Origin of the sequence: Phocaeicola faecalis, from assembly GCF_021730445.1 — a bacterium.
Taxonomy (GTDB): domain Bacteria; phylum Bacteroidota; class Bacteroidia; order Bacteroidales; family Bacteroidaceae; genus Phocaeicola; species Phocaeicola faecalis.
Window position 1 is genome coordinate 105,209 of the sequence record NZ_JADNRM010000006.1, and the last position, 14,106, is coordinate 119,314.

The 14,106-nt window shown below is 44.6% G+C and carries 9 protein-coding genes; 4 read left to right on the forward strand and 5 right to left on the reverse strand.

All coding sequences use genetic code 11. The features are described 5' to 3' along the window. Positions 1 to 199 precede the first annotated feature (199 nt). The gene (locus tag IR173_RS08400; RefSeq protein ID WP_237039207.1) at positions 200 to 4,294 is read left to right on the forward strand and encodes a hybrid sensor histidine kinase/response regulator transcription factor; all 4,095 of its coding nucleotides are present in this window, start codon (positions 200 to 202) and stop codon (positions 4,292 to 4,294) included. 100 nt (positions 4,295 to 4,394) lie between these two features. Here the strand turns inward: IR173_RS08400 and IR173_RS08405 are convergent, their stop codons facing one another. The 3 genes from IR173_RS08405 to IR173_RS08415 are packed head-to-tail and all read right to left on the reverse strand — an operon-like array spanning position 4,395 to position 7,315. Then, positions 4,395 to 5,417, reverse strand: a complete 1,023-nt coding sequence (locus IR173_RS08405; protein WP_237039208.1) for a zinc-binding alcohol dehydrogenase family protein — start codon at positions 5,415 to 5,417, stop codon at positions 4,395 to 4,397. Between the two features lie 29 nt (positions 5,418 to 5,446). Then, positions 5,447 to 6,370, reverse strand: a complete 924-nt coding sequence (locus IR173_RS08410; protein WP_237039209.1) for an amidohydrolase family protein — start codon at positions 6,368 to 6,370, stop codon at positions 5,447 to 5,449. 12 nt (positions 6,371 to 6,382) lie between these two features. Beyond that, on the reverse strand, positions 6,383 to 7,315 hold the full coding sequence (locus IR173_RS08415) for an aldo/keto reductase (RefSeq protein ID WP_237039210.1): 933 nt from the start codon (positions 7,313 to 7,315) through the stop codon (positions 6,383 to 6,385). A gap of 150 nt (positions 7,316 to 7,465) precedes the next feature. On the opposite strand from IR173_RS08415, the gene IR173_RS08420 reads away from it, so the two are divergent. Next, positions 7,466 to 8,500, forward strand: coding sequence for a LacI family DNA-binding transcriptional regulator (locus IR173_RS08420; RefSeq protein WP_237039261.1), 1,035 nt, complete (start codon positions 7,466 to 7,468; stop codon positions 8,498 to 8,500). A gap of 365 nt (positions 8,501 to 8,865) precedes the next feature. Here the strand turns inward: IR173_RS08420 and IR173_RS08425 are convergent, their stop codons facing one another. After that, positions 8,866 to 9,309: a DUF6078 family protein gene (locus tag IR173_RS08425; protein ID WP_237039211.1), complete on the reverse strand. Its 444-nt coding sequence runs from the start codon at positions 9,307 to 9,309 to the stop codon at positions 8,866 to 8,868. Between the two features lie 155 nt (positions 9,310 to 9,464). Between IR173_RS08425 and IR173_RS08430 the strand changes: the two genes are divergently transcribed. Both IR173_RS08430 and IR173_RS08435 read left to right on the forward strand, forming a co-directional pair. Beyond that, on the forward strand, positions 9,465 to 11,555 hold the full coding sequence (locus IR173_RS08430; protein ID WP_237039212.1) for a BT4734/BF3469 family protein: 2,091 nt from the start codon (positions 9,465 to 9,467) through the stop codon (positions 11,553 to 11,555). A gap of 247 nt (positions 11,556 to 11,802) precedes the next feature. Beyond that, positions 11,803 to 12,174, forward strand: coding sequence for a thioesterase family protein (locus IR173_RS08435; protein ID WP_237039262.1), 372 nt, complete (start codon positions 11,803 to 11,805; stop codon positions 12,172 to 12,174). Positions 12,175 to 12,249: 75 nt separating this feature from the next. Here the strand turns inward: IR173_RS08435 and IR173_RS08440 are convergent, their stop codons facing one another. Continuing rightward, positions 12,250 to 13,971, reverse strand: a complete 1,722-nt coding sequence (locus IR173_RS08440) for a right-handed parallel beta-helix repeat-containing protein (RefSeq protein ID WP_237039213.1) — start codon at positions 13,969 to 13,971, stop codon at positions 12,250 to 12,252. Positions 13,972 to 14,106 lie beyond the last annotated feature (135 nt).

The window sequence follows — 14,106 nt, forward strand, 5'->3', positions numbered from 1 at the left end:
CTTCTCTTGTTTCAGAAAGGGAGAAACAGGGGGAAAGACATATTTTTCTACCTTTATTGAAACATGTGTCCACCACCTGTTTGGAGTATTGAAGGAAATATCTGATATTGAAGAAAATGAATGAAATATATTTCAAGAAAAATTGTGTAGTTTATCTCAAATTTCTACCTTTGAGCATCCTTAATGCTAATTTGTGATTATGAAGCGTATTTTTTTTCTATTCCTTCTTTTGTGCTTTGCCTGTAATTTGATGTCTGCTGATTCGAACTTACGTTTCAGTTCCATTCCTGCTCTAGACAAACTTCCCACCAATTATATAAGGTGTCTTTATCAGGATAAGGAAGGGTATATGTGGATAGGAACTCCTAACGGACTGTTTATGTATGACGGTTATAAGGCAATTCCTGTCAGAATGGCTGATGAAGAGAACTTTTTACCTAATAACGAAATTCTTTGCATAGCCGAGGACAACAACCATAATCTTTGGGTAGGGACACGGATGGGGTTGGCGGTCATAGATAAGACAACCTGGAATATGTCGTGTGTGGACTATAAAGACTTTAATAATACCGGCATTCAGCAAATCCTTGTGACAACCAAAGGGGAGCTTTGGATAGGTACGGAATATGGAATGTTTAGATATAATGCAGAGAAGCGGACTTTTCAGGAGTTTGATGGTCAGGAAGGCAGAGCAAAATTCCCCGGCGGAAGTGTCATCACAATAATTGAGGACCAATATGGTAATATTTGGACAGGAACATGGGCCGATGGCTTAACCTGCTATAACAGGAAAGAGAACAGCTTTCATCATTTTCCCGGATTAGATAAAAATTTAAATGTTTCGGCGCTTTACGTAGACAGGAAGGACAGGATGTGGATAGCCGTATGGGGACAAGGATTAATTTTGTTGGAGAATCCTTATCAAGATGGAAAAGCTGCTCCCCGCTACTTCAAATATAGTGCTTTGGACAGTAAAAGCATATCCGACAATTATATTTATTCAATAGTAGAGGACAAATATTCGGGCGATTTGTGGTTTGGCACTCGCAGCGGACTTAGCATATTGCATGAAGATGACAAGACGGTGTCTTTTCAGAATTACCTGCCCGGTGAACTGGGAAAGACTGTTTCATATAATGAAATATATTCCATCGTTTGTGATCGTGAGGGGAACATGTGGCTGGGAATGTATGGCGGCGGAATGAATTTTGTCAATGCGCGGCGGAAACAGATTGGACTGAATCAGTTTAAACCGGAAACAGGTGGAAAGAATACCTCATATACGGTGCAAAGCATTTTGGTGGATAAGGATGATTTGTTATGGTTGGGGAGTGGCTCGAAGGGGGTCATGATACAGGACCGGAAAACCGGAATGCCCTATAAAGATAAGGATTTAGAGAAACTGTTGGCATTGGAAACAAACATTCTTTGCATTATGCAGTCACCTGCAGACGGAAGGGTATGGTTGGGAACCTATGGCAAAGGAGTATGGATTTATGATAAGAGAGCTGATGCGGGTAAGAGATTGACAGTATGGGATTGGAATTATCATTCGTGGATAGGAAGTGTGGTAAACGACATCTTAGAGGATTCACGTGGAAATTATTGGTTCGCTACTAATATGGGGCTGTCTATGCTCAATGCGCAAGGTGAGAAGCATAGCTTCGCTTCGCGTTATCTGAACGGTGAAAGAGGAAGCACCTATCAGTTTAATCAGATAATGGAAGATGAACGAAAACGGATATGGGTGGCAAGCAGTAATAATGGAATAGTACGCATTAATGGAAATGGTAAGGATACGGTGCCCGATATGTCCTTTTATCTGCCTTATGATGGAAAACTGGGAAGTTCTGCCATTTCGTGCATCTGTCAGGACAGATATCGGCGTATCTGGGCAGCTTCCGAAGTGAGAGGATTGTTCTTGTATCAGGAGGATAGAGACAGATTTGTCCAGATGGATGAGAAACTGGGAGTGCCCGGCGATGCCTTTTTCAGTATGGAAGAAGACAATGAAGGAAACCTGTGGTTGGGAACTAATGTGGGACTGGTGAAACTGAATATACCCGAAGACATTTCGCAATCCACCTATTATTTATATACTACCGCCGACGGGTTGCAGGGAAATATCTTCAACCGGAACGCTTCCTTCAAGACTTCCGCCGGCGAACTTCTGTTCGGTGGTAATAACGGATACAATTCCTTTTTCCCGGAACGATTGAAAAAGGATACTTTGCAAATCCCCGTTATTGTAACGGATATCAAGATATTCGACCGTTCGTGGCGGACACTGGATAAAGAAGAAAGAAATAAGATATCTCTCGTTGCCCCCGAGTTCACCCGTAAAATAACCTTGAATTATAAGCAGAACAATTTCAGCATTGAATTTGCCACACTGCAATTTGCCGGACTGGATGATGTGCAATACGCTTATCGTTTGGAAGGGGTGGAGCCGGACTGGGTGCACACAGACGGAATGCGTCCCTTTGCCTATTATAATAATTTGGAATCCGGTTGCTATACTTTTCATCTGAAAGCCAATACCGGAAATGGAGGGTGGATGGAAATGCCGCAGAGTATAGAAGTTTGTATATTACCGCCGCCTTGGTTCACTTGGTGGGCTTATACTATTTATATGCTTGTTGCTATATTGGCTGCATTTTTAATATTCAGGACACTACGCAACCGCATGATGCTTCGTAATGAAATCCGTATGCGCGAGTTGGAAAATGCCAAGTTGGAAGAACTGAGTCATGCCAAACTGCAGTTCTTCACCAATATCACTCATGAGTTGCTGACTCCACTTGCCATCATTTCGGCAGCAGTGGACAACCGGAAACAGGGTAACCAAAAGTCGGAGTATGATACTATTATAGGTGACAATGTAAATCGCCTTATCCGGCTTATCCAACAGATACTGGAATTTAGAAAGGCGGAAACCGGACACTTGAAACTGAAGGTGTCACGCGGAAATATCGCCTTGTTCGTCCGCAACAGCGTAGACAGCATTCGCCCTTTTGCCGAAAAGAAACAAATAGAAATCTCTTTTGAAAGTACAGATGAAGTGCTTCCGGCGTATTTTGATCCGGACAAGATAGATAAAATAGTCTATAATTTGCTTTCAAACGCCATAAAGTACAATCGTGTCGGAGGCCGGGTTTGCGTGCGGCTTGAGCGCTTACCGGAGAAGGAGCAGATAAGCCTCTCTGTGACAGACAATGGTTTGGGCATGACCCAAGAGCAGCAAGAGAAACTTTTCTCTTTCTTCTATGAAGGGGATTACCGGAGATTCAATACCACAGGGACCGGTATCGGATTGGCATTGACTAAGAATTTGGTAAACCTGCATCATGGTACCATCCGGGTGAGAAGTGAGGTAGGGAAAGGTACCTCTTTTGAAATCATTCTGCCTGTCGATGAGAATGCTTTTACTCCGGAAGAGGTGGATCATGAATTCGTTATTCCTTCGGCTCCTCTGTCTGCCGAACTTTCTCAGCCTCTTGTGGAAGAGGAAACGGAGCCTGTAACGGAGGAAAAAGAAAGAAATTACTCCGTCTTGTTAGTAGAAGATGAAGTGGAATTATTACATCTGATGAAAAGCCTGCTGGAAGTGGACTATAAGGTCTTTACTGCGGAAAATGGTAAACAAGGATTGGATGTATTAAAAGAGAACAGCATAGACTTGATTATCTCGGATATAATGATGCCCGAAATGGACGGAATAGAATTCTGCAAAATCATTAAAAGCGATATGGAAACGTGCGATATTCCTGTTATTTTATTGACGGCAAAGAATCAGCAGAGAGATCAAATAGAGGCGTATGATTCTGGTGCCAACGCATTTATCAGCAAGCCTTTTAACTTAAGTGTGTTGCACGCACGTATCAGTAATTTGTTGAAAGCCAGAGAGCAAATGAACCGTGACTTTAAAAAGCAATTTGTGTTCGAGGCGAAAAAGCTGGAATATACCAGTATGGACGAGGAATTCTTGCAAAAGGCTTTTGCTTGTATCAACGAGCATTTGGATGATGCCGATTATAGTCAGAATGACTTTGTGAATGATATGGCAGTCAGTCGTTCGACAGCATTTCGTAAGTTGAAATCACTTACGGGGATGACTTATACGGATTTTGTGAAGAATGTACGTTTGAAGGCTGCTTGCCGGATAATGGAAGAGAAAAAGAATATTCGCATCTCTGAACTGGCGTATGCAGTAGGATTTAGTGATCCGAAATATTTCAGCGTTTGTTTTAAGAAGGAATTTGGGGTGAATCCGAGTGAATATATACCAGGTTGAAAACAGGGGGACCGGGTTTGGATATTTTACGGTCCCTATGGTCAGGAAGCCACCAAGATAGCGTTTGTCCTTTAGCAGGCCTTCCATTTATTCGTTTGGGCTATCGTGTGAAATCTACCAGGATGCGGAATACTTTTCCCGGCGTATCTGTCCATTGTTTCATGGCGGTCAATGCTTCTTCCGGTTTCACGCAAGCTGTAATGAGTTCGTTTATAGGACAAGTTCCTTGTTGTAGATAGTGAATGACGGCACGGAAGTCTTTCGGCGTGGCATTGCGCGAGCCTTTGATTGTCATTTCTTTTTGGACGAATAGCTTGGTCTGGAAAGAGGTTTCAGACTTGGCGTATCCGATGCATATTACTCGTCCGGTAAAGGCAACCTCTTCTACTGCCATGACATAAGTGGCAGGGCTACCTACCGCTTCTATTACTACGTCCGGGCCGGAACTATTGGTGAGCGCTGACAAACGTGTGTGTACATTTTCTGTCTTCGAGTTAATGATGTAATGCGCGCCCACCCGTTTGGCCAGTGCCAGTTTGCTGTCGTCCAAATCGATGGCAATGACCGTTGCACCGCGCAGGGCGGCACGCACTATGGCACCTATGCCTATCATGCCGCAACCTATTACCGTCACCGTGTCACTGTCTGTCACTTCGGCACGTGATACGGCGTGAAAACCTACACTCATCGGTTCTATCAGAGCGACTTCGCGGGTTGACAAGGAATCGGCAGGTATCACTTTGCTCCAAGGTACAGCCTTGTATTCACACATGGCACCATTTCGTTGCACACCGAATGTTTCATTGTACTCGCAGGCATTTGTTTGCCCATTGCGGCATGCAGTGCATTTGCCGCAATGGGTATAAGGATTGAGGGTGACGGTCATCCCCTTTGACAGGCCGGCAGGTACGGCGCTTCCTATTTCTTCGATAACGGCGCCAATCTCGTGTCCGGGGATGATGGGCAGTTTCACCATCGGATTGCGGCCTAAAAAAGTATTGAGGTCTGAGCCGCAGAATCCTACATATTCTATTTTCACGAGTACTTCATCCGGCTGCAGGGTTGGTCTCTCAATCTCTGTCACTCCCATGTTGTGGGGGGCGGTAATTTGAATAGCTTTCATATTATTATTTTATCAATTGATTTTTAGGGTTATTCAGACATATTCTTTATATAGGGCAGCGAGCACAGATTTTGCAGGCCGTAAAATCGTGCTGCATTTCCACCCAAAAACACTTCCTTCTCTTCTTGCGTCAGCAGGCTCGATTTCAGGATGAAATCGTAAGACATGCGGTAGGTAATGGCGGTCATCGTACGTGGGTAGTCCGAACCCCACATCAGTTTGTCCATTCCCACCCAATCGGCCGCTTCCTTAATGGCTTTCACAGCTCCGGTAAACGGATAAAACTCGTCGTTGAACAGCCAAGTGATGCCACCCGATTCTATCATGACATTCTCATGGCGCGCCAGTTTGATTTGTTCTTGCCAGTGAGGAGTAGTTACCATGCCGAAGTGCCCGATAGCTATCTTAAGCCGGGGGCATTCACTGATGATTTCTTCCATTTCCCCAACTTGGGTATTGCCGTCGGCCAAATCAATGGAAAGAATCGTGCCGTGTGCTTCCATGTATCGAAACATCTCCACCATTTCGGGACTGTTCAGCATCACTCTGCCTTTTTTTAGCAAGAGGCGGTGGGCAGGAATTTTAATCGCCTTGAATCCTTTGGCTATCAGTTCTTTGGCCTGTTGTAAGAAACCGGGTTTTCGGAATTCGCACATACCGCATACAAAGAATCGGTCGGGATACTTTTCGGTCACCTCCAGCAAATAATCATTTTGTATGCCGTCAATGTATTCCTGAGTGACAACGGCGGCCGAAACTTGTGCATAGTTCATATTCGATAGAAATACTTCCGCACTGTTTCGTCCGTCAATCATAAAAGGCGGAAGCATCTGGCGTTCCTCACCCATGAAGAGCGAACGTCCGTCGGACAATGTACGGATGGGCATGCCGTCGACTTCCGCGTCTTGCCGGAGCCAAAGGTGAGAATGAGCATCTATTATTTTAAAGTCCATATCTTTCCTTCGTTACGAATTGGCCCAGCTGACACGCATTTGCTTGCCGATAATCTCTTGTACTTCTTTCACCAAATTCCAGTCGACAGGCTCTTCGACATAAGCGATGTTCTTCAATACATTGTCGGGATTGGCGGAACTGAACAAAGTAGTGGCAATGCGCGGGTTACCGGTGGAATACTGAATTGCCAGCTTTTCAATCGGGTAATTTTTGGACATACAATGCAGGGCCGCTTTTTGGCATGCTCTGACCAGTGCTTTCGGGGCCGGATGCCATGTGGGAACGCCACGTTGCGAAAGTAATCCCATTGAAAGAGGAGAAGCATTGATAATGCCGATATTCTTCGATTCGAAATAGTTGAAGTAATCGCTCAGCTTTTCGTCATTTAGAGAATAATGACAAAAATTCAATATACTCTCCACTACGCCGGGCTCAGAATGTTCTACTACCCATTGCAGATTTTCCAGTTGCAAATCGGTGATGCCTACGTGTTTCACGATGCCTTTGTCTCTCAGCTCAACTAATGCAGGCAGTGTTTCATCCACAACTTGATGCAAGTCGGCAAATTCGATATCGTGTACATTGATAAGGTCAATATAATCGACATTCAATCTTTTCATACTTGCATAGACACTCTCTGTGGCATATTTCGCCGAGTAGTTCCATTTATTGACTCCGTTTTCGCCATAACGTCCTACCTTCGTAGACAAGTAGTACTTGTTGCGCGGAATCTGTTTCAGTGCTTTCCCCAACACCGTTTCTGCTTTATAATGACCGTAGTAGGGAGACACATCGATAAAGTTTATTCCTTTCTCCACTGCGGTAAATACGGCTTCAATACTTCTCGCTTCAGTGGTATCATGGAATACTCCTCCCAGCGAAGATGCACCGAAACTGAGGTTTGAAACGCACATTCCGGTTTTTCCGATTTCATTGTATTTCATTGGTTGTAAAATGTTGTTTAATCAGTTAATGGCTTCAAATTAAGGCAATATATGGCTAAAGTGTGAGGGTATCCCTTGAGAAAAAGCACGCAAACCTTTGCGTAAACAATTCTTATGGTTACCTTTGTGGAAAGTTTGATTGGGATGGGTATGAGTGGTAAAAAGCATGTGTCTCTAAAAGATTTGGCAGAAGAGCTGGGTGTCTCTGTATCTACTGTCTCACGGGCATTGAAAGATAGCCCCGAGATAGGGGAGGAGATGCGTGAACGAGTAAAGAAGTTGGCCGGAGAGTGGAATTATCGTCCCAATCCTTTTGCAATGAGTCTGCTCAAGAACACCCCGCGAATCATCGGAATCATTGTGCCGGATATTGTGACTCATTTCTATTCTTCCATTATTAGCGGCATTAGCGATGTGGCGCGCCAAAATCATTATTCTGTTATTATTACCTCTTCTTATGAGCAATATGAGCTGGAGAAGCAGTGTGTGGAAGATTTGGTGAATATTCGTGTGGAAGGAATTCTTGCCTGCATTTCACAAGAAACGACGGACTATGCCCACTTTGAATCTCTGACCATGCAGCGTGTGCCCTTGGTATTCTTTGACCGGGTGTGTCTGCACAGTCGTTGCTCTTGCGTAGTTGCCGATAATGCAGAGTCGGGTAAGGTAGCTACCGAACATTTTTTGCAGCATGGGGTGAAACGGATTGGTTTTATTGGCGGAGCGAATCATCTGGATATAGTAAAACAAAGGAAGCATGGATATTTGGATGCGCTGAGGCAATATCAGATTCCCATTGAGAGGGAATTGATTGTTTGTGGAAAAATGACTTATGAAGAGGGACGTGGGGCAACTCGGAAGTTGCTGGCATTGCCCTGTCCTCCCGAAGCCATTCTTGCCATGAATGACACGTTGGCTTTTGCTGCGATGAAAGAAATAAAAGAGCAAGGACTGCGCATCCCGCAAGATGTGGCATTAATTGGATATACCGATGAGTTGCACTCTAATTATGTGGAACCGGCGTTGACAGCCATTACCCATCAAACTTATGAGATGGGGGTGGCATCATGTAATTTGCTCCTGCAACATTTGCAAAAAACTCAAAGGCCGAAGAAGGTAGTGATTCCTACTCGTCTGATAGTGCGGGGGTCGTCTGTAAAACAGCCTTTCTCCAAAATAGAATGAATTTTGATTTTTTGCTCTCATACTCTCATCAATATAGCTGAAGTGTCGATGGACAAAGACTTTCAGGGGTGAGAGATGGAGATGAGAGATAAGCAAAAAAGTGAGAACGATGCTCTCACTTTTGCCTAATGCTGTATCTTTTGTGCACTTCCTGCTATACAAGTTGATACATTCTTCCTTTGCTTTTTTCACTTACATACTTTCCTGCAATGTGTTTCATGCGGTTGAAACACTCTGTTCCGGGGCGGAGGACAATGTGTTCAATAGGCAGAAACAGGTTGTTTAATAGGGGAAAACAATCTGTATCATTCGGGAAACACATTGATTCGAATAATTGCATATTTCACCGCTGCCGAAAGGAGCTATCATTGCCACCAAACGTATTGATCCACGAAGTCATCGTAAGCCGGTTCGGATGTTATGCCGTAGTTACGGAATACCTGACGGATAAATGCTTGGTCTTTCGGGCTAAGAAGAGATTCTTTGCGATAAAAACGATAATAGCCGCTTCTGCCGAAATAATACAATAAACTCTGTTTGATGGCAATAGCCGCATTGTGTGGAAGGTTGTCGTACAGGTGCGCCACTCCGCGGGCGAATCGGACTGTTTCTCCCGAACGGTAATATGGACATTCCGCATTCGTTTCAGGAGTGTAGGTAGGATTCACTATTTTGATAAACTGGCAGTCTGCCGGGATATGAAGAGCCGCTTTACGGCGCAGGCAGTCAGCGGATTGCGGACACTGCTCATTCAGGCAATGAGCGAAGCCTTGGGGAACTGAATTGTAATCAAATTCTTTTGTTTTCATCTTGTTTTTATTCTAAGTTTAAAGTGTATAAAGGTAATCAAAAACTATCGGAAAAACAAATAGAAGAAAAGTAATATTATTTTAATGATAAGCGGGCGTATATTTGTTTTTGTGGAAGAAAAGCATTACTTTTACAGTGACTAATAAAATAATGGATGAAGATAACAAAATTAGGATGTAGAGGAAGTAAAACTACACATCGGAAATTGGATGACGAAAGTGTACTCTCTCTTCTTACGGCCGGTAATACACAAACACTAATTGAGAAAGTTCGTGAAAAATTACAGTCGGCAATGCCCGATAGGTCTTATAAATTTATACAGCGAATTCCTCGGCTGCTCTTTGCGGGAATATTCAAAATGGATGGAGAACGGTTGCTCCTAAAAGAGTATACCGGGTGTGTCTTGCTGGAAATCAAACATTTGAAAGGATTGGAAGAGGCACGTGAACTGCGTGCTCAAATAGCTGCCTATCCTCAAACGTTGTGGGCTTTTGTGGGGGCAAGCGGGCGAAGTGTGAAATTTGTAGTTCCTTACACCCGTCCTGACGGAACCTTGCCGCAAACGGAAACGGAAGCGGCGTTGTTTCATGCGCATGCTTTTCGTCATGCTGTCAAAACTTACGAACCCAGATTGTCTTATCCCATCGAACTGAAGGAACCTCATCTCGCCCAAAGTTGCCGTCTGAGTTATGACCCTGAAGTCTATCATAACTCTCAGGCGCTTGCCATTCATCTTGAACAACCTACGCAAATGCCTGTGGAAACGGGATTTCAAGAGAATTTTCATAAATTGACACCTGTGGAGAGTGTCGGAAAATCTTGGTACGAGAAGCAACGTTACGTTTCTGTCCAGTTTGAGCTCGCTTTGGGCTGTGCGATAGAGAAGTATGGAAACATTGATTTAAAATTGGATTTCAAACCGTTGCTTCATCTGCTGGGAGAAGGCTGTTTCTGTGCCGGCATTTCCGAAGAAGATGCCGTGAAGTGGACGATGCTGTATTGGGATACCATCTTGTCGGAAGTTGAGATAAGGGAGACTTTGCACCATACGTATCAGGTGAAGAAAGGATTCAATGAAAAGGCATTGTGTAAGCCCGAACAATTGCAGGCGTTGAAAGTGAATGAGTTTATGAACCGTCGTTATGAGTTTCGGCGAAATGTGATGACGGGAGTAGTGGAACATCGTGAACAGGGAACGTTCTGTTTTCAGTTCAGACCCGTTACCGATTTAGTTTATAACAGTATAGCACTGAACGCCCAGCTTGAAGGCTTGCAGTTGTGGGACAGGGATGTGCGCCGTTATATCAACTCCGATAGAGTGAAGGATTTTTCGCCGATAGATGATTTTTTGCAGAAGCTTCCTCGTTGGGATGGACATGATTATATCCGTGATTTGGCAGGACGTGTGAAATGTGACAATCTGCATTGGCAGGACTTATTTTATCGATGGTTTTTGGGAATGGTGGCGTATTGGCAGGAACGCGACACGAAGCACGCCAACAGTACTTCACCATTGCTGGTGGGTCCGCAAGGCATTGATAAATCTACTTTTTGCACAGAGATTCTTCCTCCGGAGCTACATCTCTATTATACGGATGATTTGGATTTCAGCGAAAAGCGCCATGCCATGCTCTATCTGAATCGTTTTGCGCTGATTAATCTGGATGAGTTCGATCAAATCAGTGTCCGTCATCAAGGCTTCCTGAAGCATTTGTTGCAGAAGCCTTCGGTCAATGTGCGCCGTCCCAACAGTGCTTATATAGAGAAAGTGCGTCGCTATGCTTCGTTCATTGCCACCAGCAATCACGAAGATTTGTTGAATGACCCTAGCGGCAGCCGTCGTTTTATCTGTGTGCATGTTTCGGAAATAGATAATTCGCAACCGATAGATTATCAGCAACTTTATGCTCAGGCGGTAGCTGCATTGGATAATGGGGAGCGTTATTGGTTTACGCGCGAAGAGGGTATGCGGCAGACGGAAAGTAATCGTGAATTTCAGCAGGAACCTATTCAGGAACAGTTGTATCATCAGTATTTCCGCGCTGCGGAGGATGAGTCGGAAGGAGAATGGATGCTGGCAGTGGAGATTTTCCAATGTTTGCAGAAAAAGAGCGGTATCAAGTTGCCGGTCGGAAAGATGAATATGTTCGGACGTTTCTTGAGCAAGTTGGGGATTCTGAGTCATCGTACTAGGAATGGTGTGTTTTATAGAGTGGTGGAACGTACAAAAAATGACATATTTTGAAAAAGGTGAGAGCAATGCTCTCACCTTTTTAGGTATCTCTCATTCGTATCTCTCATACCTGAAATCCTTTATTCATCAGGGATAAGGGGAGATGATGAGGCATATGAGAGATGAAAATGAAAAAGGGCAAGTACCGGTTGAATTCAAACTTCCTTGCGATAGCAGAAATAAATTGGTTGAGTAACATAGCCGGTTGATAGAAGAAAAATGAATACCTTTGCATGTAAATATAATGAGAATAGAACGTATGGAAACAGGATTGACTTATACTTCGACCGTTACAGTGTCGGAAGACAACATAGCTGCCACAATGGGCAGCGGAGATTTAGAGGTTTTTGCTACACCGGCTATGGTGGCATTGATGGAAAATGCGGCAATGAATGCCGTAGTAGGAGAATTGCCTGAAGGTGCCACTACTGTAGGTGCGATGATGAATACGACTCATATCAAACCTTCGGCCATGGGAGATACGGTTTCGGCAACTGCTGTATTGAAGGAAGTGGAAGGCAGAAAGCTTACTTTCGAAGTGCAGGCCAAGGACAGTAAAGGGGTGATTGGCGAGGGTACACATGTGCGCTATATTGTCGATAGGGAGAAGTTTATGAGTAAGCTGGCTTGAAATTAGTTTGAGGAGGTGTGTATTTTATGTTTTTAGGCAAGTAAAAACATAAAATGCACACCTCCTTTTAATTGCTTAACGTACAACATCTTGAACGATATTTCCTCTTAGCGTGGTATCGTTGCATTCCTGTGTTGTGACCAGCTTTTCGATACTTTCTTTGCCGGAAGTAAGAAATAGGTTGTTGGTGATGTGCAGCCCATTCACTGATTTGGCATGGATGGCATCAGTCCCTTTTAGCAGGAAGCGGTTGTTGACGATGCGGATGTTGCGATGTACATAGCCTTCATGACGATTGTTCTCGGGGGCGATGAAGATGACGGGCGTACCGCATTCGATGAACCGATTGTTTCGGATGGTCACATCGTGCACCATACCCGACTCGAACCAACTGCGTGCATCGTCTGCTATCAAGATGCCGCTCATCTGCATTCGGAAGAAAGTGTTGTTTTCTATCAGTACTTTACGTCGTGTGGTAACTAAAAGTCCCCGAGAGGGAATGCGGGAGAAGAAATTGTTTCGTACAATGACTTCGGGAGTATAAGTGACATTCTCTACGACTAGGTCTTGCATACTCTTGAGATGCTGCGGCACGTCCCGTGTCAGGGTGACGATTATCTCGCGGTCGTTCTTCATTACCGCTTTTTTTACTTTAGCAGAAGCCAGCGGCAACAAAGTATTGGGGTGGATGAATTCGATTTCATTTCCCGGAAGGAAGGACTGGAAGCCGTAAGTCTGATGGTGCATATATTTCAGCACCATTTGGTCGGATGCCGGGAACTTGGTCACTTTCAAGTGGGTGCCATGTATGTTGATAGGGTCGTCATGCGCTCCCGAGAAGCGGGAATCTTCAATCAATACCCTGCCTTTGCACCCGGACATCTGTACAAAGTCGGCAAAACCGGCGCACGTGCGTCCGCTTCCAGACTCCGGTTCAAAAATCAGTTGTCTGTAGGTCAGATTCTCGGACATCTGTCCTACGAGACCGAAATTACCCAGAAAAGCAAAATGAATTCTTTCTAGTGTAATGTCCCGGCTATACTGGATGCAGCCGCATACTTCATCTCGGATGCCGTCGCGCATCTGATAAACTAGTCCGGCACGTCCCACAGGTTCATGGTCATAGGCAAAGCGAAGCAGTCCCGGTTCCAGTTCCACCGCCCTTCTCAGTCCGGTCAAAGGGGATTCCGTCCGCCAGGTCGCATCCGTTTGCGGGTTGTATGCTTGGGCGATTCCTCCGTCCAGCCGCCAGCTGTCGCCTACGAAAGCAAACCGGCCTGCTTTTATTTCATAACGGCTTTGCGGATGAATGCGGACGGTGAGATGGCGTTCTCCTTTCTCTACTATGGTGAGTTCGGGCACGGTGGGGTCGTCTGCTGTTATGGTGAAGTCTTTCAGCGTGATGCGTTCGCACCGGTCCATGAAGAAGGTGGTCATCTCACCATGAGTGATCAGTCTGGCACCGTTTCCGTCGAACGTCACATTCTTCAAGTCTTTCATCCAAAGTCCGATGTGTTTCACCGGGTCCGGATTCTCGGTTTCCGAAGTGGTATTTGACACCGGATAGCGTTTTACGATGGCACTCTGCCTGTACAGGTGATAATCTCCCTGCTGCAAACGGATAACCACCGGTTTTATTCCTTTGTAAGAAGCAGCTTCGTCAATGGCGTGCTGTAGTTCTTGAGTCATGTCCGCATCCTTTTCTACGGATGGGGATACATGGATAAGATGTTGGGCGTATACATTGGGGATACTTATACTTAAAGCGATAAGTCCTGTCAATAAGAATTGTTTCATGTTTTTGTTCTATAAAGGTACAATTAGATTTTCAAATAGATATTCAGTCGGCTCATAGTATACAGGATGATATACAGACCGTTATAGCTATTGGAATTTATTGAAGCCTTAGTGAAGGAATCTTCCTCCCTCACT

Excerpts from the sequence above, each read along its gene's own strand:
- IR173_RS08420 (WP_237039261.1), top strand. The coding sequence starts at position 7,466 with ATGAGTGGTAAAAAGCATGTGTCTCTAAAAGATTTGGCAGAAGAGCTG.
- IR173_RS08440 (WP_237039213.1), bottom strand. The coding sequence starts at position 13,971 with ATGAAACAATTCTTATTGACAGGACTTATCGCTTTAAGTATAAGTATC.
- IR173_RS08415 (WP_237039210.1), bottom strand. The coding sequence starts at position 7,315 with ATGAAATACAATGAAATCGGAAAAACCGGAATGTGCGTTTCAAACCTC.
- IR173_RS08405 (WP_237039208.1), bottom strand. The coding sequence starts at position 5,417 with ATGAAAGCTATTCAAATTACCGCCCCCCACAACATGGGAGTGACAGAG.
- IR173_RS08410 (WP_237039209.1), bottom strand. The coding sequence starts at position 6,370 with ATGGACTTTAAAATAATAGATGCTCATTCTCACCTTTGGCTCCGGCAA.
- IR173_RS08435 (WP_237039262.1), top strand. The coding sequence starts at position 11,803 with ATGGAAACAGGATTGACTTATACTTCGACCGTTACAGTGTCGGAAGAC.
- IR173_RS08425 (WP_237039211.1), bottom strand. The coding sequence starts at position 9,309 with ATGAAAACAAAAGAATTTGATTACAATTCAGTTCCCCAAGGCTTCGCT.
- IR173_RS08430 (WP_237039212.1), top strand. The coding sequence starts at position 9,465 with ATGAAGATAACAAAATTAGGATGTAGAGGAAGTAAAACTACACATCGG.
- IR173_RS08400 (WP_237039207.1), top strand. The coding sequence starts at position 200 with ATGAAGCGTATTTTTTTTCTATTCCTTCTTTTGTGCTTTGCCTGTAAT.